Source organism: Chitinophaga polysaccharea (assembly GCF_902150045.1).
GTDB classification, from domain to species: Bacteria; Bacteroidota; Bacteroidia; order Chitinophagales; family Chitinophagaceae; genus Chitinophaga; species Chitinophaga polysaccharea_A.
Window position 1 is genome coordinate 416,814 of record NZ_CABFVU010000004.1, and the last position, 21,433, is coordinate 438,246.

General features: G+C 43.7%; 19 protein-coding genes and 1 pseudogene. 12 read left to right on the forward strand and 8 right to left on the reverse strand.

Annotated features, from left to right (window positions below):
- Positions 1 to 59: 59 nt before the first annotated feature.
- The 4 genes and pseudogenes from FN124_RS26415 to FN124_RS26430 form a co-directional block, all read right to left on the reverse strand.
- The gene (locus FN124_RS26415) at positions 60 to 2,588 is read right to left on the reverse strand and encodes a polysaccharide lyase family 8 super-sandwich domain-containing protein (RefSeq protein ID WP_142687789.1); all 2,529 of its coding nucleotides are present in this window, start codon (positions 2,586 to 2,588) and stop codon (positions 60 to 62) included.
- 569 nt (positions 2,589 to 3,157) lie between these two features.
- Positions 3,158 to 3,574: a DoxX family membrane protein gene (locus FN124_RS26420; RefSeq protein WP_260607602.1), complete on the reverse strand. Its 417-nt coding sequence runs from the start codon at positions 3,572 to 3,574 to the stop codon at positions 3,158 to 3,160.
- Positions 3,562 to 3,651, reverse strand: a pseudogene (locus tag FN124_RS31850) (AraC family transcriptional regulator); the annotation flags it as partial. The pseudogene FN124_RS31850 and the gene FN124_RS26420, both read right to left, overlap by 13 nt.
- Positions 3,652 to 3,853: 202 nt before the next feature.
- Complete coding sequence (locus FN124_RS26430; protein WP_142687792.1) at positions 3,854 to 4,912, reverse strand: WD40 repeat domain-containing protein; 1,059 nt, start codon at positions 4,910 to 4,912, stop codon at positions 3,854 to 3,856.
- 283 nt (positions 4,913 to 5,195) lie between these two features.
- Between FN124_RS26430 and FN124_RS26435 the strand changes: the two genes are divergently transcribed.
- The 3 genes from FN124_RS26435 (at position 5,196) to FN124_RS26445 (ending at position 6,784) form a co-directional block, all read left to right on the forward strand.
- Positions 5,196 to 5,774 carry a Crp/Fnr family transcriptional regulator gene (locus tag FN124_RS26435; protein ID WP_142687793.1) on the forward strand — a complete coding sequence of 193 codons (579 nt, stop codon included), beginning with the start codon at positions 5,196 to 5,198 and terminating at the stop codon, positions 5,772 to 5,774.
- Positions 5,775 to 5,860: 86 nt separating this feature from the next.
- On the forward strand, positions 5,861 to 6,268 hold the full coding sequence (locus FN124_RS26440) for a VOC family protein (protein ID WP_142687794.1): 408 nt from the start codon (positions 5,861 to 5,863) through the stop codon (positions 6,266 to 6,268).
- 162 nt (positions 6,269 to 6,430) lie between these two features.
- A complete protein-coding gene (locus tag FN124_RS26445; protein ID WP_221887913.1) occupies positions 6,431 to 6,784 on the forward strand; it encodes a DUF1801 domain-containing protein in 354 nt (117 codons plus the stop codon).
- Between the two features lie 163 nt (positions 6,785 to 6,947).
- Here the strand turns inward: FN124_RS26445 and FN124_RS26450 are convergent, their stop codons facing one another.
- Both FN124_RS26450 and FN124_RS26455 read right to left on the reverse strand, forming a co-directional pair.
- Complete coding sequence (locus tag FN124_RS26450; protein ID WP_142687796.1) at positions 6,948 to 7,718, reverse strand: SDR family oxidoreductase; 771 nt, start codon at positions 7,716 to 7,718, stop codon at positions 6,948 to 6,950.
- Positions 7,719 to 7,745: 27 nt separating this feature from the next.
- Positions 7,746 to 8,501, reverse strand: a complete 756-nt coding sequence (locus FN124_RS26455) for an SDR family NAD(P)-dependent oxidoreductase (protein ID WP_142687797.1) — start codon at positions 8,499 to 8,501, stop codon at positions 7,746 to 7,748.
- A 106-nt stretch (positions 8,502 to 8,607) separates the two neighbouring features.
- On the opposite strand from FN124_RS26455, the gene FN124_RS26460 reads away from it, so the two are divergent.
- The 4 genes from FN124_RS26460 to FN124_RS26475 all read left to right on the forward strand — a co-directional run bounded on the left by FN124_RS26460 (position 8,608) and on the right by FN124_RS26475 (position 15,695).
- Positions 8,608 to 8,958 (forward strand): winged helix-turn-helix transcriptional regulator, encoded by a 351-nt coding sequence (locus FN124_RS26460; RefSeq protein WP_142687798.1) that lies wholly within the window; start codon positions 8,608 to 8,610, stop codon positions 8,956 to 8,958.
- A gap of 206 nt (positions 8,959 to 9,164) precedes the next feature.
- Positions 9,165 to 11,564: an ABC transporter permease gene (locus FN124_RS26465; RefSeq protein WP_142687799.1), complete on the forward strand. Its 2,400-nt coding sequence runs from the start codon at positions 9,165 to 9,167 to the stop codon at positions 11,562 to 11,564.
- A 366-nt stretch (positions 11,565 to 11,930) separates the two neighbouring features.
- Entirely contained in the window at positions 11,931 to 14,255 is a 2,325-nt protein-coding gene (locus tag FN124_RS26470; RefSeq protein ID WP_142687800.1) for a glycoside hydrolase family 127 protein, read from the forward strand.
- Positions 14,256 to 14,351: 96 nt separating this feature from the next.
- Positions 14,352 to 15,695, forward strand: a complete 1,344-nt coding sequence (locus tag FN124_RS26475; protein WP_260607590.1) for a family 43 glycosylhydrolase — start codon at positions 14,352 to 14,354, stop codon at positions 15,693 to 15,695.
- 174 nt (positions 15,696 to 15,869) lie between these two features.
- On the opposite strand, the gene FN124_RS26480 is transcribed toward FN124_RS26475, so the two are convergent.
- Entirely contained in the window at positions 15,870 to 16,523 is a 654-nt protein-coding gene (locus tag FN124_RS26480; RefSeq protein ID WP_142687802.1) for a DUF4143 domain-containing protein, read from the reverse strand.
- Positions 16,524 to 16,567: 44 nt separating this feature from the next.
- Between FN124_RS26480 and FN124_RS31005 the strand changes: the two genes are divergently transcribed.
- The 3 genes from FN124_RS31005 to FN124_RS31260 all read left to right on the forward strand — a co-directional run bounded on the left by FN124_RS31005 (position 16,568) and on the right by FN124_RS31260 (position 18,617).
- The gene (locus tag FN124_RS31005; RefSeq protein ID WP_185937389.1) at positions 16,568 to 16,741 is read left to right on the forward strand and encodes a hypothetical protein; all 174 of its coding nucleotides are present in this window, start codon (positions 16,568 to 16,570) and stop codon (positions 16,739 to 16,741) included.
- A 24-nt stretch (positions 16,742 to 16,765) separates the two neighbouring features.
- The gene (locus FN124_RS26485) at positions 16,766 to 17,647 is read left to right on the forward strand and encodes a DMT family transporter (RefSeq protein ID WP_142687803.1); all 882 of its coding nucleotides are present in this window, start codon (positions 16,766 to 16,768) and stop codon (positions 17,645 to 17,647) included.
- 163 nt (positions 17,648 to 17,810) lie between these two features.
- On the forward strand, positions 17,811 to 18,617 hold the full coding sequence (locus FN124_RS31260; RefSeq protein WP_221887914.1) for an RNA polymerase sigma factor: 807 nt from the start codon (positions 17,811 to 17,813) through the stop codon (positions 18,615 to 18,617).
- A 206-nt stretch (positions 18,618 to 18,823) separates the two neighbouring features.
- On the opposite strand, the gene FN124_RS26495 is transcribed toward FN124_RS31260, so the two are convergent.
- Positions 18,824 to 19,228 (reverse strand): nuclear transport factor 2 family protein, encoded by a 405-nt coding sequence (locus tag FN124_RS26495; protein WP_142687804.1) that lies wholly within the window; start codon positions 19,226 to 19,228, stop codon positions 18,824 to 18,826.
- A gap of 101 nt (positions 19,229 to 19,329) precedes the next feature.
- On the opposite strand from FN124_RS26495, the gene FN124_RS26505 reads away from it, so the two are divergent.
- Both FN124_RS26505 and FN124_RS26510 read left to right on the forward strand, forming a co-directional pair.
- Positions 19,330 to 19,920: an RNA polymerase sigma factor gene (locus FN124_RS26505; protein ID WP_142687805.1), complete on the forward strand. Its 591-nt coding sequence runs from the start codon at positions 19,330 to 19,332 to the stop codon at positions 19,918 to 19,920.
- A 109-nt stretch (positions 19,921 to 20,029) separates the two neighbouring features.
- Positions 20,030 to 21,193, forward strand: a complete 1,164-nt coding sequence (locus tag FN124_RS26510; protein ID WP_142687806.1) for a FecR family protein — start codon at positions 20,030 to 20,032, stop codon at positions 21,191 to 21,193.
- The last annotated feature ends 240 nt before the right edge of the window (positions 21,194 to 21,433 follow it).

Here is a 21,433-nt window from a genome sequence, read left to right on the forward strand (position 1 = left end):
TTACAAGTTTGATTTGCCAGATGGCTATCTCCACAAATGCTACCAAATGAAGATACTGATCAGTATTTCATGACCTTGAACGTCTTTATATTATTGTCTTTTGAAGCAAGTACCACAAAATAGACTCCCGGCGCTAAATGGTTTACATTGATAGCACATGTATTTTCCCCTGTCAAAATAGTACGATAGAGAATTTTTCCATCAATGCCCTGGAGTGATAGTGAATTAAATCTGCCTATTCCATTCACTAACAATTGGTCATGTACGGGATTAGGATATAACAAAATTTTATCTACAGAAGTTGCATTCTTTGCATAAGAAATACGGTTCGCTTTGAGCGGCTGAAGATTGCCGACAGCTGTATCATAGCGGGAAGAAGATTCTGTGATGAACGCTGTTGCCGATTGTCCGGCGTAATTTCCGGAAGGAAGAGATATATTAACGAATTTTGTGCCTGTTAATCCTGGCAATTTCGCATAAAAGGTAACAGTCGATGCCTGATGTGTGGGATCGGCAATATGTAATAAATATCGATTTGGACTTATTCTTTTCAATATAACTGCGGAAGGCACTGAAGTCCATACTTTCATAGAGTCATTGGCGTAATTTGCGACAGCCTTGTAAAATACCATTTGCCACATATGTAGGCTTTTGCTGTTAACTGCCTGTACCGAATCTGAGTTTACGCCTATACTGATATCTTTTGCAGCTACATATGAAGTCATGTCATTGGCCGAACCCTTATTTGGCACTACGATGTACGCATATGTAGCGCCGGATGGCCGGATGCCGTGAGAAAAAAATAGTTGAAAGATATTTTTTTCTTCCACGGTGTTGTTACTGGAAGCGCCGTCGGTATTAATAGATAACCAATTGCCTGATCTGTGTTCTGCCAGCAACTGAAGATTGCCCCCGTTGGGGAATACATACCCTACGCTATCCTGCAACACCCAGTCCAACTTATTGTTATAAGTTTGAGGATTTCCCAGGCCCAGGGTAGTTGTTTTGCCTCCAACAGATATGGGAAAAGTAGTATTTCGCAATAATACCTGGTTGACAGTTGTATTTATATTTTTGTTTGATGCGGAGGATATGCCTGCGCCCAGGCACACTATTTCATTATCAAATTGAAACCATGCTTTTTTGGCGGAGGTAAGCATATCGTTGTTCATTATGTGACCGGTTGCACCATATAAAGAGTCCGATACACCTCCGGCAAAAACGCTGGTACCATATCTGTCACTATTACCAGGTGCCACAGTAGGAGGCAGCAATACCAATGAGTCTGGAGCAGTTGTACCTGGGATATATGTCCAGTTCCACAAGGGAAAGGTATTAAGATATTCATCCCCTTTTAACTGAATATTGGTAGCTCCTGCTCCCAGGTACAATCCCTTAAGATTTTCCCCATTCCCACGTTCGTTGTATTTTGTTCTGCTTGAAACGGCATGTACCGAGAAGGTATAACCAGGGCGGGTATGTAAGGTATAATCCGCAGCGAAATAATGCCTGTTCCGTGGTTGAATACCATAAGATGGGGGTTGAACGTTGGTTATACGGCTTATAGCGCTGCCATACAACGATGCATTTTCCGGATCAATTTGTTGCATTTGGGCTAAGGGACCGAGGTAATACTTGTTGGCGATGATATTAGACGGCGCTGCAATCATTCTCCCTACAACGTTCCAGTCTATAATTGAACCCCGGACAACCGGTACTTCGGTTTCGAGGACGTAGCGTCGAAAAAGACTCAATTTTGAACTGGATAGTGAATAAGTGGTTCCTCTCAACAAATAGGCAGCGTTAGCCACATCGCCCATCATGACCAGTCCGTAATTACCTAAATATAGATAATTTTTATGGAAAGTATGTGACAAATCATAACGGATACCATCTTCATTTGTATAGGCAACGGGAAAAAATATTTGCTGAGCGCCTACCTGTAACATATAATTGCTTCTTAAGATAGTACTCATATAAATCCAATTCAGTGCAATAGCTGTTTTATTGGCGCCATCGTTTAACACGTGCAGGGGATTATTTCTGCCAGCTGCATTCACCGCAGTATCCAGGCACATTGCATTGATAGCTTTCTGTTTCACAGCAGGGTCCAGTGGTTGGGCGCCGTACTCCATGAGAATTATAATAGATACCAGACTACGTGGACGTGCGATACCCTGTCTAAACCAATTGGCGCTGCGTGGCACTGGACGCAGCGAACAAAAATAATCCAACGCATTGTTGATAGCGAGTCTGAGAGATGGGCTTTGATAATAGAGATTTCCGCTTCCCTGAGTACTATAGGCCACTGCCATTTTTTGTAACCTGTCCAAGGCTATACCCCAACTTGGATTCGTTCTGTCGGTAGCCTGGTAATTGATATCGGACCATATACCTGTGTTGACATTCAAAGTCCGTAAGGAAGCCTTCACATTAGTTGCCACGTCGGCGATATCACCTGCTGAAGCAACCAGGTTGCTATCAATTCTCAATTTAATAATATCAAACAAATCCTGGGCAAATAGCTTCTCCCCCAGAAATGAATTTAAAAACAATAAGATTATTAAATAGATTTTTTTTATTTTCATAACGACTTAAATTTCGGTTTTCATAACAATAAAATTCATTTCATGGCAAGCTCATTAACATAAAAAACTCCCTCGCGGATCTCATTAAGAAAGACAGGAAAAATCATTTTAATCATCTGACTGTGATCATTTTTTAAGAACGCCTCATTCTCTTTACAAGCGTGTAAAAAACGAGCGGTTTATTTTAAATAACAGGTAGGAAAATTCCATCAGTTTTTTCATCTGGATCTTTTGATTTAACATTTGCGCAAATTATAATTGAATCTAGTTTTTTATTTTTTATTCCTTATTAAACTTGTTTAATAAATCAGATAAATATCAATTGCGCTATCGAGCGGATGCCGGACAAAATCAATGAAGTAAGGACGAACAATATTATCGGCCGCATTGATGTTACAGATGGAAAGAAAATGTATGGCTACGCGTAATGCCGGAGCGACTTATCTATCATCAAAAATTATTTTGGCAATATGAAGATGCCATTTTTTACGGAAGTCTTCAAAAATAGGGGCATAAAAAACACCCCACGCCTGGCCTGAGGTGTAGTATGATTTGGAAAACGCCTGATACTATTCTATCAGGTGCAAGTACTTGTCTTTATTGTCGATAATAGCCCAGAGATTAATGAGCAGCATCACCAAAGCGATGGGTAAACCAGAAGGGGCATTGAAGATATTCGTTAAAAGTACGCCGACTATTACAGGGAGAATAACGATGGCACCCAATGCTCTGGTTTTTTTGAAAATAAATAATGCGCCGCCTACAATTTCGATAGTACCTACCAGTGGCATCAGCCAGCTAACTTGCATAAAAGCCGTCATTACTTTCATCATGCTTTCCGGCATGTCTTTAGGAACGGGCATGTAATTCAAAAACTTATTTAATCCCGTGTTGATAAACATTAGTCCAAAAAGAAGACTAACGACAAATAAAGCCGCTTGGCGCTTTCCACTTTGATACGCTGTACATAATCGGCGGGTGACAATTGGGTAGCTTTCTTGAAGCGCCTGGTGAAATTAGTGCGGTCCATTGCGCTTTGTGATGCCAGCTGTTCTACAGTCAGCCGGTGGCTGGCTTCAGGCGTGCAGCTCCTGCATTACCGCAAGACATGATCTTTTTTTAATTTACTCAAAACAGTAACCTTCGCTATGGTTACACTTGTCCAGGGAATGTGATAATGAAATGCGATTGAATATTATAGAAATTAATTTACGCCGATCGGAGTTCAAATTGTTTCACAGTGCCAAACAACTATTGGCTAATTATCATACAGGCAATCCATAACTCCGCAACTGGCCATCACCGGTGGTCAGCAGCAGCTTGTCGTGCACAATCATTACATTGATAATATTACTGCTGTAGTCAAATATGTAATCCGGGTTGGTAGTAGGGTTTCCATCCAGGTTATATGCCGTAAATTCAACGCCCTCCGGCATTACCTCTGCCTTGCAACGTAAATCTTTTCTGTCAAGCAATAACAATCTTCCAAACTGGGAAACTACCAGGATATTATTATCATCAACAAAGAATACACTGTAGTTGATATTATCCGGTTCAGCGGCAGGAAAATCCTTACTGCCATCGAAAATACTCTCCTGATCCTGTTCTGCTACCCTGGCAATTTCAGGGAAGGAGTAAATTACTAACGGTCCATCTTCATGAGGAGCCATAATAAACTCTTTTCCTGATGGCGCAAAGTTGCCCATGATCATATCCTCACACTGGGTAAGTTCAATAAGTGAGATGGTACCGTCGTTTAGCTGTAGCTGCATCAGGATGGATTTCTCCTGGCCGGCAGCCGCTTCCAGGAGGATCGTGTTATTGCTTGACGTTGCATGAAATGCATAGGTGTATTGCTGGCTTTCCAGCAGCGGGTGAGAAGCTATTACTTCAAAAGTAGCTATATCCATTACCTGCAGCTCGTCTGGGGCGTTTTCATCACCTGGCAATACATACCAGATCGTTTTATTATCCCTGGCGAAGTAACAGGCAGCACCCAGGAACCAGCTCCAGGAGCCATGTTCCATGGTATGTAATATCATAGTGCCTTCTGCATCGAGAATACGTATATCGGTCATACCCGCAATAGCGATCATGCGCCCATCAGAAGAGGCCGACAGCCTGCTGCTAACATAGTTTGCATTCCGTCCCTGGATAATTTTCTCCCAAACAATTTCGAGGTTGGCATTGAGTTTTGTAATCAGCGGCTGACTGGCAAAGTTCATCAGGATCTCTCCGTTGGGCAATGGCACTACGTTTACCGGGTTGGCAGTAAATGTCAGTTTACTCTGTAATGGCAGATTTATATGCGGAAATTGACTCATGTATTTTATGTATATCGCCGCAAAGGTAATACACAACAGCATTTTTGACAACTGTATCTTTACCTGGTTTTATTGCCAGAACCGAGCCGTAGTTTTCCTGTATTTTTTAAAACATTAAGAACATCACTGGTTAATAATTTTTCACTGTAAGTATTGTCACCGCGCATTTCATAGTACCAGTAAAAGTGCGACCACATAGTTCTGCAATATATGCCATTCAGGTATTTGAAACCTTTTGTATATTTGAGAAACCAGTTGTAAATACGTCAGACAATACATCCAAATGGCAACCGAGCAATTTTTCAAAAAGATAAGGACTTACGCCAACCTTTCAGAAGGAGCCGAAAATGCCTGGCAGAGCCTGCTCGTTGAAAAGACCTATGAAAAAGGAGATTACTTTGTACGGATAGGGCAAACCCCTCAAAGAGTTGCATATGTTGTAAAAGGACTTTTTGCACAATACTACTTTAACGATAACGGAGAAACAGTTATAAAGTACTTTTTCCCGGAAGGCAGAATTGCCGGCTCAATTCCCGCAACATTAACACACTCAGAAAGTTTATTTGACATTATTGCACTTGAAGAAACCACTGTGCTTGAATATAATTACAATGAGTTTAAAAAACTGGTTTCAACGTTTCAGGATGTAGCAACATTTTATATTCGTTACCTGGAACAGCATTGGGTCATAGATAAAGAGCCCTATGAAGTATCGCTGCGAAGTGATTCGGCTAAAGTCCGCTATGCCGATTTTTTACGAAAATATCCCGACCTTGTAAAAAGACTGAAGAAACATCAGATCGCCGCATACCTCGGTATTACCCCTACACAACTAAGCCGGATTTTTGGTTACAGCAAATAAATTTTCACTTTCTCAACATTTGTAAAGGCTTTTTCATTTTTGCCTTTTCATCTTTGCATCTGTAACCAATACTAAACTTCAAAAAAATGAAACAGGTATTTATCAATCTCGCAGTGAGAGACGTTGAAAAATCAATGGGCTTTTATACCCAACTTGGGTTTGAAATCAATCCGCAGTTTTCGGACGACCAGGGCAAATGCATGGTTTGGAGCGATGCCATTTTCGTGATGATTATGAGCCACGAAAAGTTTAAAACATTTACGAAAAAGCCAATAGCCGACACCAGGAGCAATATTGCCGGCTTATTTGCTTTATCAGTGGAAAGTGTAGACCAGGTAAATGAAATTGTTGAGCATGGATTAAAAGCAGGTGGAACAGAACCCATGCCTATGACCGACTACGGGTTTATGCAACTACGGAGAATAGAAGACCTCGACGGCCACACCTGGGAAATATTTTTCATGGACCCTACCCAGATTCCCGCCCAGGATTAACCACTTAAAGCAGTAATTTTTAACCTGGAACAGACAGGCAAAAGCCTGGGGCTATACTAAGAACTACATGATTACAGGCATTGCAGGCGGATTTATAACCGGTGTGCTTTTTAGTGCAGTCATTTCAATATTCACAAAATCAACAAGATAAATAAAATGAGTATGGCGAACAAAATAGACGAGTTTGTAACCAAACTCAAACACCCGCTGAAAGCTGAAATTGAAGAAGCAATAAAAATAATCCGTGGCGCAAGCAACGACCTGGACGAGGATGTAAAATGGGGCGGCCCCAGCTTTGACTATAAGGAGCCAATGGCCACAATGAACCCAAGGATAACCGATTATGTTGTTTTCATTTTCCATAAAGGTGAATTGATAAAAGATAAAAGTGGATTACTTGAACCGGCGCCTAAAGGCAAAGCCTATCTGAAGCTTCACTCTATGAAAGAAATAAAAGACAACAAAATGAATATCCAGAATATTGTGAAGACCTGGATAAAGATCATGAATGCTTAGCAGGGATGGTGGCAGCAATGATCATGGCATGCTGTATCAAGAGGCTGTATCATAAATAACTTTTACCCGATTTTACTCGGGTACCGGGTGGAGAAAATTTTCGTATATGCGATTCTCACACCCATTAAGTTAGTTATGATACAGCCTCTTGCTTTTGGGGTAATTATTTCATCAGGCTGATATTGGTAAGACCACCATCTGAAAGAATTTCTGTGCCAACTATAAAGGCCGAATCATCCGATGCCAGGAATACAGCAGCCTTGCCAATATCGGATGGAAGCCCTTGCCTGCCTGCTGGTGTAATATCGATCCAAACTTGTTTTAACTGCCCCACCTGTTCCTGCGGTACAATTTTGCCAAAAACAGGAGTATCGATGGAGCCGGGAGAAAGCGTATTCACCCGTATTTTTCTTGATAACAGATCCAGCGATAATCCTTTCGCCAATGATATGATGGCTGCTTTTGCCGCACTGTAAATGGCCATTCCCGGTACTGCACGATGCGCAGCGCTGGATCCGATAAGTATGATGGAAGCGCCGTCATTTAAATACGGAAGCGATTTCTGTACGGTGAAATAAACACTTTTTAAATTCAAATCCATGTAACGGTCATAATTTTCTTCCGTAACATCGTTAATGGCGGCCATTGGAAAACCGTCCACAATACCGCCTGCATTCACCACCAGGACGTCAATTTTTCCAAATTTATCAGCGGTCTTTTTGAATATTTTGTCCAGGTCATTGCTACTCGTAACATCCCCTTTAATACCAATAAAACCTGCCCCCAATGCGTTGGCCGCACTGTTCAATGTTACTTCATTTCTGCCGGTGATAGCGCCAACCGCGCCTTCGTTGCTGAACGCTTCTGCAATGCCGAACCCGATACCGCTATTGCCGCCTGTAATTACGGCTACTTTATTTTTTAGCTTATCCATTTTTATCTTCTTAAGTTCATTAATTATTTATACACCGTAAATACCTCCCGAAACGGAAATTTTCTCTCCCGTGATCCATGCGGCATCATCAGAAGCAAGAAAGACAGCTACTTTTGCAATATCTTCAGGTTGCCCGGTGCGACCAAGCGGCGTATTAGCCACTAATTTTTTTTCAATATCACTACCAATAAAGCCCGCGTTGTGCGAGCCTTCCGTTTCCACAACGCCGGGCAAAATAGAATTGATACGGATGTTTTTCCCGCTGAATTCCTTCGACAAAGAAATCGTAATGGCATCCAGTGCCGCTTTGGTAGCGGAGTATACCGATCCTGTCGGAAGCGGTGTTTTACCCGCCTCTGAACTGATATTGATAATATTGCCTCCCTTATCTCCAAACAATTTTAATGCGGCCTGGATAGCGAACACAGGCCCCAGTACATTAATGTTGAATTGCCGGAGAAATGTTTTTTCCGATACCTGCTCGATTGGCTCGTAAGTATATATGCCGGCATTGTTTACCAGGATATCCAATGCGCCGAAAGCATTTTTCGTTTCTTCAAACAGCCTGGTTATATCGGCTTCTTTGGCCACATCCCCCTGCACCGCGATGGCCGTACCCCCGTTATCTGTTATCACCTTAACAACTTTGTCTGCATCTTCTTTGCTTGTGGCGTAATTCACAACCACGTTGGCTCCTTCTGCCGCAAAGTATTTAGCAATAGATGCTCCTATCCCTTTTGATGCACCTGTAACTATGGCTACTTTATTCTTTAGTTTGTTCATTTTCTAATTTTTTATTCGTGAGCAGCAAAGTTAGATCAGGTTAATTTATTTTAGTTACTTTGTATCCAAAAGTAACAGTAACCTCGGGGTAACAAAGTAACTTATTATGAACTGCGAAGATTTTGAAAAAGACCACAAGAAAGAGATGAGAGCCGTCCAGGATTCAATGGACGTATTAAACGGGAAATGGAAAATATCCATCATCTCTTCTATCTGCTATTATAATAAAAGAAGGTTTTCTGATATTCTGGGAGATATAGACGGCATTTCCAACAAGATGCTGAGTAAAGAATTAAAGGAATTGGAGTTAAACAAACTGGTGAAGCGTACCGTACTGGATACACAGCCTGTAACGGTTCAGTATGAGCTTACTGCACACGGAAAAACATTGCAGACCATCATTAATAACCTCACAGAGTGGGGGATAAAGCATCGCAGGGAGATTATAGGGAAATGATTTTTTGTATGATTAATTGAGACATAAAATTCCTAAGCCTGTAAAATGTGGCGCCTATTTTATAAGTGAACATTTACTGTATCAAAACCGAACATATATTTATTTTAATAAATTCATATTATTTTATTTATCAATGTGATAAGTAAGTGGCATTTTTATTGGCGCCCTGGCAAGTCATTCTTACTCAATGTTTAATATACTCCGCTATGTTAAAAAATTATTTGAAAACCGCATGGCAGAACCTGCGCGGCAATAAAACTTATGTCGCAATTAATACTATAGGGTTAGCCGTAGGAATTGCTGCCTGCCTGCTTATTTTCTTATTGGTTCAATATGAAACAAGCTTTGATAATTTTCATAATAACAAAGAGCGCATTTATAGAGTAGTAGCAGCCACCAAAACCACGGAGGGGATGAATTATTCAAAAGCCAGTGCTTATCCGGTGGCAGATGCTTTACGGATGGATTATCCGCAACTGGAGCATGTAGCACGTGTATATGGAAGGGATGCTCAGCGGATAACCGTACTAAATGATAAGGCTGATGCACCGGAGGAGAAATTTAAAGAGAATGTATTTTTTGCTGAGCCTGAATTTTTTGACATATTCAATTTTCCTTTTCTTGCCGGTGATGCTAAAACTGCATTATCAGAACCCAATACTGTAGTACTTACACAGGAAATAGCCAATAAATATTTCGGAGATTGGCATAATGCCATAGGTAAATTTATTAAGTATAATAATGAAGTGGTTTGTAAGGTAACTGGCATTCTCAAAAATACGCCTGCCAATACCGATTTCCCCCTGCAAATTGTGCTTTCCTTTAAAACTACCAGTCACGAAGACATGCTAACGGATTGGGTAGGCCAGGATGGATCTTTAAACACCTTCCTGGTGCTTCCGGAAAATATGTCGGCGCAGCAATTCAATAACAATCTTGAAACTTTCGTAAAAAAACATACCCCTGTTGAGTACGCGAACCAGGGTTATATATTGCAGCCGTTAAGTAATATACATTATGAGAGCGAGTTTGGAACTTATAGAGGAAGCACCTTTAGCAGGGTGTTGATCACCGCGTTAAGTTTAATTGGTTCGTTTCTTTTAATTATTGCCTGTATCAACTTTATCAATCTTGCTACTGCACAGTCGGTAAACCGCTCAAAAGAAGTAGGTATCAGGAAAGTGCTGGGCAGTAGCAAAAAACAGCTGGTTATTCAGTTTTTAAGTGAAACCTTTCTCATCACACTTGCTTCGGTGGTTACAGCAATATTGTTTGCATTCATTGCATTACCGTTGCTTAACAATATTTTACAAACACCGCTGAAAATACAATTCAACTTGGCTCTGGTGGCATTTCTATGCGGCATTACTATAATCGTTACTTTTTTATCAGGCTTCTATCCTGCCATCGTGTTATCAGGATTTAATCCAATCACCGTGCTGAAAAGTAAATTTACCAATAACACTACAGGCGGACTTTCCATGAGAAGAGCGCTGGTTGTTTTCCAGTTTGCCATTGCACAGGCATTGATAATGGGGACATTGATTATTGTGAGCCAGATGAACTATTTTCAGAATGCACCTATGGGTTTTGATAAAGATGCCATTGTTATGGTGCCTTTCGCGCATGATACTGTGGGCCAGTCTAAGATGGAGGCCTTTAAAATGGAACTGATGCAGCTGTCGGGGGTAAAAAATGTAAGCTTCAGCGCATTTAGCCCTATGGATAAAGCGGGGTGGGACAGTGATTTTAAATTTGAGAACTCGGTGAAGAAATCGGGCTTCAAGGCCGATTTTAAATGGGCGGATGCTGATTACTTTAAAACGTATGGTATCCGGTTCATCGCAGGAGCGCCATATAACCCAGCCGACACAGTAAACGGGTTTGTGGTAAATGAAATGATGACAAAGAAATTAGGGTTTAAAAACCCGGCAGATATCATTGGTAAAAAAGTAAGTTTTTGGGATGGAAATATAACTGCACCTGTTGTAGGAGTAGTAAAAGACTTTAACGGCTATTCACTGAAAAGTGAAAGAACGCCTATAGTGCTTGGTTCATTCAAAATGGTATACCGGTTAGTCAACATAAAACTGCAACCGCAACATATGAAGGAAACGCTGGCAGCAATAGAACGGCTCTGGACCCAGGTAAATCCTGATTTTGTTTATGAATACCAGTTCCTCGATGATAAGATTGCCAGCTTTTACAAGCAGGAAAGCCAGCTTTCGCAATTATATAAAATAGCTGCAGGCATTGCCATATTTATTTCCTGTCTTGGTTTGTACGGATTTGTTTCATTCATGGCTGTGCAGCGTAATAAAGAAATAGGCATCAGAAAAGTGTTGGGCGCATCGGTAATCAACATTGTTCATTTGATGTCTAAAGAATTTACTCTGCTTATTGGTATTGCATTTTTAATTGCTGCTCCACTGGCCTATTATTTAATGCATCAATGGTTGCAGCATTTTGCCTACAGGATAAATATTGGTGCCGGAATATTCCTGTTAACTATTCTTATTTCCCAATTGATCGCCTGGCTTACTGTTGGTTACCAGGCAATAAAAGCAGCAGTTGCCGACCCGGTGAAGAGTTTGAAAATGGAGTGATCACTTATTAAGTGCTGTAATGGAGTATTAGGATTTCAGGATATTGTATAGCTACTCCCGGGCACAGTATGGATACTCCCCGGTTTCGCCGTATATAACCCATATTTACGCCGTATATACCCCGTATCTTTTAGATATGAGTTAACTGCGTTTTATGCCTTTGTCTAATATTTGACACCTCTGAAGAAGAGATAGCTTCTATTGGGGAGCCTCTGCATTTCCCTGTTTTTCAATATGCATAACAGCCGGTCCAGCAGCGTTTCCGGGATATCTATCTCAGCGATAGCAGATTATAGTCGATCCATTGCATAGGGGCTTGCACAATTGGAAATTAATTGTTAATTTGACAATTATTTCCACGTGTATATGAAAAAGTTATTCATTTGCCTTTTGGCATATATCCCTTTTATTGCTGCGGCACAGCCCACTCAATTGCAAACATTTGCTCCCGGCGAAGTCAGGCTGTTACCCGGGCTTTTCCTTGATGCCCAGCATACGGACGAAAAATATATTTTATCCCTTGATCCGGACCGCCTGCTGGCGCCTTTTCTGAAAGATGCCGGCATTCCTGTAAAGAAGGAGAATTATGGGAACTGGGAGAGCTGGGGCCTGGACGGACATATAGCAGGGCATTACCTGTCGGCCCTATCACTGATGTACACAGCCACCGGTAAGCAGGTGTATCTCCAGCGGTTACATTATATGCTGGACCAGATGGAACAGTGCCAGCTAAAGAATGGTAACGGATACCTGGGTGGAGTTCCTGACGGAAAGCAACTCTGGAAACAGGTAGCGGAAGGCAGGGGAGATGCAGTTACAAAACGATGGGTGCCCTGGTATAACGTGCACAAAACACTGAACGGTTTACTCGACGCCTGGACGCTCACCGGCAGCACACAGGCCCGGGATATATTGCTGCGGCTATGCCGCTGGAGCAAGGATGTTACAGCCAATCTCAGCGATGAGCAGATGCAGCTGATGTTGCAGACGGAATTTGGCGGCATGAACGAAATTTTTGCTGCCGTAGCGGAACAAACCGGCGATACCTCCTGGCTTTACATGGCCAGGCGCTTTACCCATAAAAAAATACTGGATCCGCTTATCGCGCATACCGATGCCCTCACCGGGCTGCATGCCAATACCCAGATCCCCAAAGTTGTAGGTTTCATGCGAACCGGTATAGTTGGCCATGATGCTGCCCTGGAAGATGCCTCTGCTTTCTTCTGGAATACGGTGGTTCAACGCAGAAGCATCTCTATAGGCGGAAACAGTGTACGCGAACATTTTCATGCGGAAAATAATTTCCGCGCTATGCTGGAAAGCCCTGAAGGACCGGAAACCTGTAACAGCTATAATATGCTGAAACTTACCAGGCTGCTTTTCCTGAATGATCCCAGCAATAAATACATGGATTATTATGAGCGTACATTGTATAATCATATCCTGGCATCACAGCACCCTAATGGCGGATTTGTATATTTCACTCCCATACATCCTATGCACTACAGGGTATATTCCACCTCTCCAAATGCTTTCTGGTGTTGCGTTGGCACTGGCCTCGAAAACCATGGGAAGTATACGGAACTGATCTATGCCCGGTCAAAGGATTCGCTTTATGTAAACCTGTTCATTCCTTCTGTGCTGCAGTGGAAGAACAGATCACTGCAGCTGACACAGGAAACCAGGTTTCCTGAAGAGGACGCATCTGTACTGAAACTCTCTTTGAAAAAACCGGAACTGCTGACCATTGCCATACGCACCCCTGCATGGGTTAAAGATCGTATGGCCGTTACTGTTAACGGGCAGCACGCCGCCAGTACCAGTGGCGCCTCCGGCTATATGTATATTCGCCGTACCTGGAAAAATGGTGATGTTGTAAAGATCCATCTTCCCATGGAGGTGCGCACGGAAAGATTACCCGACAGCACTCATTGGGTATCTTTCCTGTACGGCCCTGTTGTACTGGCCGCCGCTACAGATACACTCAATATGCCTGGTTTGTATGCAGACACCAGCCGCTGGGGTCATATTGCCCGCGGGAACCTGCGCCCAATGTCGGCCGCACCGGAACTGCAACTGGATGGCCCTGGCGTAGTTGCATTACAAAATGCAGGCAGGCCACTGGAATTTACCGCAGGGCAGCTGATCTCCCAACCGGTTTTCCGTACACTTAAACTGGTACCTTTTTATCGCATACATGATACCCGGTATATGCTCTACTGGCCTTATGCAGGCAAAGCGGCATCCAACAAGCAGCAGGGGCCGGAGGAGGCGGAAGTACAGCGCCTCGATAGTCTCACCACCGATCGTGTGTATGCCGGCGAACAACAGCCGGAAACAGACCATCAGCTGGAGAGTGATGGCAGCAGTACCGGAACATTGGGTGATCAGCACTTCAGGGTAGCCCGTAACTGGTTCGCCTATACGCTGCAGGCAGCAGCAGCGGGAAACTATAAATTGTATATCCGTTACCGTTATGCCGGCGCCGGCGACTGTGGCAGCGTTATCGTTGGGAGCAAAACCCTTGCGGAGCTGTGCGCTAACGCCGCCGGGCCTACGGAAGACCTTACCACCATTGTGGATATACCAACCCCGATAACAGCAGCCGGTACTGTAAAAGTGCTTTTCAAGGCCGCTTCCGGGAAGGTAACACCATACATTATGGAGGTACGTCTTCTTAAAGCGCCATAGTTTACCAGTGATTATCATCTTCATAATAATATCTTCAGTCTTATGTCGTATGCCAGGAAAATATGTACCGCATTATTGTTAATACTGTACATCCCCTTGTCAGTAAAATCCCAGGCTAATCCATTTGGGAATGCGCTTATTCCCGATATGGTGGCTGATGTAAGCATCCAGGAAATAGACGGCATGTTTTATTGCTATGTAACTACAGATGGTTATGATGCCGGTCTTAGTTCTTCCGGCCCTCCCGTAGTCTGGACGTCGAAGGATTTTGTGCACTGGAGCTTTTCGGGAACCTGTTTCCCATCTGCTGTGGGCCAGCTGTATTGGGCGCCCAGTAAAGCTATTAAAGCCAATGGAAAGTACTATCTGTATCCAACGGTTAACAGGTATATGTATGCCGCCGTTTCCGATTCGCCCAACGGGCCATTTCATCTGGCCGAAGGCCCTGATGTTTTTATCAAACCCTATTCACCTAATACGCTGTTAAAGAAAAAAACGCCAAAGGGACCTGTTGGTATTGATGCAGAAGTTTTTGTGGACGACGATAAGCAGGCATATTTGTTCTGGCAATTAAGGCATGCTGCGAGGCTTAACAGTGATATGATTACCGTGGACACCAATACTGTTACTATTCCTACTTCCCGGAACGGGTATTCTGAAGGCCCCATTTTTTTTAAGCGCAAGGGTATTTACTATTATTTGTATACACTTGGCGGAGACGAAGCCTACCAGTATGCTTATGTTTCAGGCAAAGCATCTCCGCTGGGCCCTTTCAGCTTTCCTGCAAAGAATGATATCATTGCTACCACAGATCACCAGCGCGGGATTTTTGGCCCCGGACATGGATGTGTTTTCAATGTGCCCGGCACCGATGATTATTATTTCGCCTACCTTGAGTATGGAAGGGGTAGCACCAACAGGCAAACGTATGTTAACAAGCTCCTGTTTAATGAAGATGGGTCTATCCAGCCTGTAGACCTTACAATGACGGGTGTGGGAGCGCTTCACCAGGTGAAAACGGATCAGCCTCTGAAAGTAGTAGAAGCAGTGGCTTCCAGTACTTGTAGTGAAAGAAAAATTAAACCGGCAAAAGATTCTTTATTAAACCGGGTAGAATATTTTGTACCGTCGTTTGCATTTGACGGATCAAATGGATCGCGCTGGATGGCCTTACCGGAAGATACCGCAGGCTGGTTAATGGCCGACCTGGGCAGGATAAAACGCATAAAGCGGAGCGAAGTTTATTTTGTGAGGCCCACAGCAGGGCAGGCTTATGTGCTAGAGTATTCTGCTGATGGTATACATTGGTCGTTATGCGGTGGACATGATGATCTTAAGATCCAATCTCCCCATTCAGATATATGCGACATCAAAGCGAGGTATTTAAGGATCTGCATTACCAGGGGAGTTAAAGGCGTGTGGGAATGGAATATTTATTAAGAAACAATGTCATGAATTATACCAGGCAGGAAAGGTTTGTGGGCATTGATCCCCAGGCATTTTTTCACATCAACCATTAGTTTATTCTTCACTGGCAGTTTATAAAAAGCGAATGAGTATGTTAAGAAAATTGGGTCAGATTATCGGTAGTTTTGCCTGTGAAACTATATTTGCCTACGGAAAAGCAATAGGATGCTGCGGGTATATAACAAAGCTCAGTATTTTCATGTGTTTGTGACGGACCTTATCTATACTTGTTACCCAAACCACTTTCTTTTTATTCTCCCTGGCATATTTTAACAGAGATTTGAGTTTGCCGGAGTTGCTGACATACTGGTTGCTCCATTTAATTTCTACTACAAACAATGGTTTCTGAGATGGAGCAACCATCACAAGATCGACTTCCCCACCCGCCCATGCTGCAAAGTGAAGCGGAACATCCCCTCTGTGCATCCATTGGGCAACAATGGCTGTTTCCACCATTTGTCCAAAATGGTCGTCCGTAAAAGTAATCGGGGCAAATAGTGCACAACGCATGCTCGGATTGGTAAGATAAATTTTAAACCTGCTGTCCCGTTGAAACCTTTTTGTATTGATGCCTACCGGGTAAAGAATCTTTATCAGGAATGCAGCCTCCAGGTATTCCAGGTATCTTCTGATGGTTTGTTTATCAACGCCCGATTCCTGGGAAAGACTTTCCAGGTTAAATTCATTACCGGAATTATAAGCAATAACGTTGAACAGGGAGTTGAGCTCCTGTACATCCTTTATTCCATATAAACTTGGGAGATCCCGCAACAGGACTTTATCAATAATATCACTCCTGATAAACCTGCTTTATTTCCACGCATATTATCGAAGTGGGCGAGGCCTTGAAACAGAAAGGGGGAAGCTTCCGTTTTCTGTACATGCCTACCGTTATGGAAGGAAATGTGCCGAGGTATACTTACCGGCTGAAAAGTGGTATTACTGCCGACAGGCAGGGAATGGTGATTATTGAAAACGAAGGGCTGATAGCGCTGATCAGAAAAAAGGTGAGCAGTTAACAAGCCGCCGCTTATCTTTGCCGCGTGAAAAACATAATTACCGGCTTACTGTTCGCGATGTTATGGGCATCGGCGTCTGTAGCAACTAAGATCGGCATCCACTCGGCGCCTCCGCTTGTTCTCGGCAATGTCCGTTTTTTTATTGCGGGCTTTGTTTTACTGGGCTTTTGTTACCTGGTGAGCAGGGATAAAAGTTACCGTATGCCTACCCTCCTGGAATGGCGGCAACTGGCCATATTTGGGTTTTTAAATACCACGCTTTACCTGGGCCTGTATGTTTATGCCATGAAATATATTGCCGCGGGAATTGGTAGTCTTGCTACCTCCACCAATCCATTACTGATCGTGTTGCTTTCCTCCTGGCTGATGGGGCGCAGGCCGGAAAAGGCGGAGCTATGGAGCATTGTGATCGGGATGGCCGGCATAGGGCTGGCCACCTATCCCTTGCTCCACAGCGGCGGAACCAGTTTGGGAGGGCTGGCCATACTGATGACCAGCATGGTAGCGATCTCTTTTGCCAGTGTATATTATGCACGTATTAAATGGGCGTTGCCCAACCTGCTGATCAATGGCTGGCAGGTTACACTGGGAGGCGTTTTCCTGCTGCCGTTCACCCTTGCTTTCAGTGATTTCTCCACCGTGCAGCTGGATCACCGGTTTATTTATGCGGTATTGTGGTTAAGTCTGGCAGTTTCCGTGACTGGTCTGATCTGCTGGTTCTACTTATTGAAAATAGACACCGTAAAGGCTTCCCTATGGCTTTTCCTTTGCCCGCTTTTTGGCTTCTTCTATGCCTGGTGGCTGCTGGATGAGCCTATAACGCTATACACTATAGCCGGTACCCTGATGGTGGTTGCCGGGCTGTATATCGGACAGCGTAAAAAACTGGGTGGTGAACTACAGTAATCGGTGTATTTTCAGGATAGTATTTTTAAGATATTAGGGATAATTATATTTTTCCGGTGAATGAATAAGAAGATCAGCCATCATATTTCCTTTTCATTATCTTTTGATGTACTGATATAAAGCTCGATTTATTTTTATATTCTTATAGACCATTCCCAAACGCATGAATCGGTACCAGGAACAAACTGATGTAGAATTGATAGCGTCCTTACGCGGGGGCGACAATCATGCTTTTGCCGAAATTTATCATCGTTACTGGAAGAAATTACTGGCCATCGCCTATCATCACAGTAAGGATAAGATCATTGGAGAGGAAATTGTACAGGAAGTTTTTATCGGCCTCTGGAACAGGCGGAATGAGCTTTATATTGATCATGTGAGCGCCTATCTCGCCACTGCCGTAAAGTTGTCTGTTTTCAAACAATACGTGCGGCAGAAACGGAGGAATGAAATAAAAGAACAGACCGCCGATCCCCTGTTAACCAGCTGGGATGAAGAGAAGATCTACAGCAGGTTCCTGGAAGCCGTAACGCAGGGCTGGAGCATTGTTAAACCACAGCCATTACAGCTTGGCGACTGGAATAAACAGGGCCTGCCTTTATATGGTAACGGCGTTACCTATACGAAAACATTTATAGCAGGTACGCCGGCTAAATCATATGCCGTGGAATTGGGCAAATGGAAAGGTACGGTGGCCGCTGTAAAAGTGAATGATTTGTTTGCAGGTGTGATCACTGCGGAACCTAACACACTCGCCATCGGGGAATTTGTGAGAAAAGGAACGAATAAGATTGAGGTCACCGTAATTGGCAGTTTGAAGAATGTTTTAGGGCCCTTTTATAACAAGCCGGCTCCCGGTTTGGTGGATCCCGGTAAATGGTATAATATTAAAACCCAGCCTCCCGGGAATGAGTACGACCTGTATGAGTATGGATTGACAGATGATTATGAGATTAAGGTGGCGCAGTAAACTACACCGGGACCAATGTATAGGCTTCCGGCGACAACAAACACCAGGCACTTTTACAATTCCCTGGTGTTTGTTGCCGCAAAGAGCCACCAGTACGTAGATAGATGCTGGTTGGCTATAGACTTTACAATGAAATATTGCTTTCCTTATCCTTCATTTCTTCCTTATCGTACGAATTTGTACTCCTGTCCCAGAATTTTTCAGATTTATCCATTTCCCTGGAATGTTTCTGTTACCAATTGTGTGTCCATATATTCCCGCAGCTCATGCAGCTTGCCGGCCGAGAGGCGGCATACCCAGCAGTATTTATTATTGTATATTTTTCCATCAGGTGTGGTATTTTGCCCGATGGCTTCCACTACTACGTAATCGCCATCCGCAATAAACTGGTTCGCCACTGTTCTATAGGGTGGTTTCAGGGTAGTTCTTACTGAAGCCCACAACTCATCAAGAACGGATTGCTTGCCTTTAAAGGTCCGGGACCACGGCCCTGAGCCCATCCATGTCCATTGCATGTCGTCTGCCATGGCGTCAAGAAAGGGCTCGTCGTTGCCTTCTGACAGTTCCTGGAATATAAACTGCATGAGTTGCTTGTTATTGGTGGTATTCATTTTATTTTTTTCTAAATGTCTGATTTTTTACGTTCTGCAAAAGGGGGCATTCGTGTCAAAAGAAAGTGGGTTTGTGCCAATTTTATTACATTTATAGCCAAATGGGGGATTCCACGATCACTGAAGCAGAATACCTGGAGCGGCTCCGGAAAGGGGATGTGGCCGCATATATGCAGCTGTACGACCAATACAGTGCGCACGTCTATGGATGGGTGCTGCGGTTTGTAAAAGTGCCCGCCTATGCGGAAGACATCGTGCAGGATGTATTCCTGAAAATATGGGAAGTCCGCGACCGGATTGACCCTACGCAATCATTTCCCGCCTATCTCTATAAGATCAGTCGTAACAAAACCTTTACTTTCCTTAAGAAGAATGCTTCCGATGAAGCCACCCGCCTCCGGATCATGCAGCGCATTGGCGAAATAACGGAATCGCCCTATCACCAAACGCTCTGGGCGCAGTACCAGGAGATGCTTAACAACGCAGTTACGCAGTTGCCTTACCAGCGCCAAAGGGTATTTACATTATGCCGGCAGGAGGGCAAAAGTTATGAAGAGGCCGCAAAGGAGTTGGGCATTTCCCGCAATACCGTGAAAGAACATATGGTGATGGCACTTAAGGATATCAAGGCCTATTTCTACCGGCATGGGGATCTTTCCCTGGCTGTGCTGCTTTTCATGCACGTTTTTTAAGAGGCTACATATTATGATGAAATTTATTTATCAACCTACCCACCCTTTTTTTTCCGGCAACAGTATATAATAAAAGCGGGGCCACGTACCGCACGCATAAAACTGATACATGTCAAAGGAAAAGGATCATTACCAGCAACTGCTGCAACGTTTTCTGGATAACAACTGTACTCCCGCTGAAACCGCGGAGCTGCTCGACTTCCTGCAACAGGACGCTTCCAACCGCGTGTTGCTGGAAGAAATGAATGCTTCCTTTGGCCGGCCCGCAACCGGGCACACAAGTTCCTGGCAGGATAGGGTAAAGGAAAAACTTCTTCTTGCCACACAACCGGTAAAAGTGGTTCCTTTCTATAAAAAATGGCTCCCTGTAGCGGCAGCGGCGGTGCTGCTGCTGGCGATTGCTACTGCAGGGTGGCAGTATTACCACACAACAAAGAACACCAGGCCGGTGCCTACCCTGGTGGAAACTCACCGGGATGTATTGCCTGGGGGAAACAAGGCAAGTCTTACGCTGGCCAACGGCGCCACCATCATACTGGACAGTACTGTAAATGATGCGATTCCCAGCCAGGGCACCACAAAAGTGATCCGGATAAACGGGCAGTTAAAGTATGATGCAGGCCAGGCAACCAATGCTGCCGTGGTATATAACACCCTCGCTACACCAAGGGGCGGCCAGTTCAAAATAGAACTGCCGGATGGCACGCTGGTATGGCTTAATGCAGCATCATCCCTTCGTTTTCCCACGGCTTTTAATGGTAAAGAACGTACCGTAATACTTAACGGCGAAGGCTACTTTGAAGTGGCGCACAGGGATAATATGCCCTTTAAAGTGCAGCTGGGCAATGGTATAGTGGAAGTGCTGGGCACACACTTTAACGTGATGGCTTACCCGAATGAAGCGAATGTAAAAACTACCCTGCTGGAGGGCGCGGTGAAAGTGACCCATCAGTCGCAAACAGTTCGCCTTGCCCCGGGGCAGCAGGCCAGCTGGGAAGCAGATGGCAACATCGTTACAGGCCCGGCAGATACAGAGGAAGCTGTTTCCTGGAAAGAAGGCTATTTCCAGTTTAACAGGGCACCGCTGGCCGATGTAATGCGGCAACTGCAACGATGGTATAATGTAGAGGTCCGTTATGAAGGCAATGTTGCTAAAAGGGAGTTCTGGGGTAAAATACCGAGGAATGTAAAGCTGAGCGAGGCTCTTAAAATACTTGAACTAAGTAATATTCCATATTCCATGAGAGGCGATACAATTATTATTCATCATTAAAAACAACCAACTTCTTCCACTTATGAAATGATAGCAGTGGTAATATAACCAAAAAACGGAGGTGTCGTTACCACCTCCGTTATGTCCAGGTTATCATTACAATATTCCGTGTATGAAAGATTGATTATCTCACCTAAACAAATCGAATTTATGCAATTATCAGGTCTCGTCAAAAACCTGAACGGGAAACATTTGCCTTTTACAAGGCGATTCCGCCTGTTACCAGGCAGAAAAATCAGG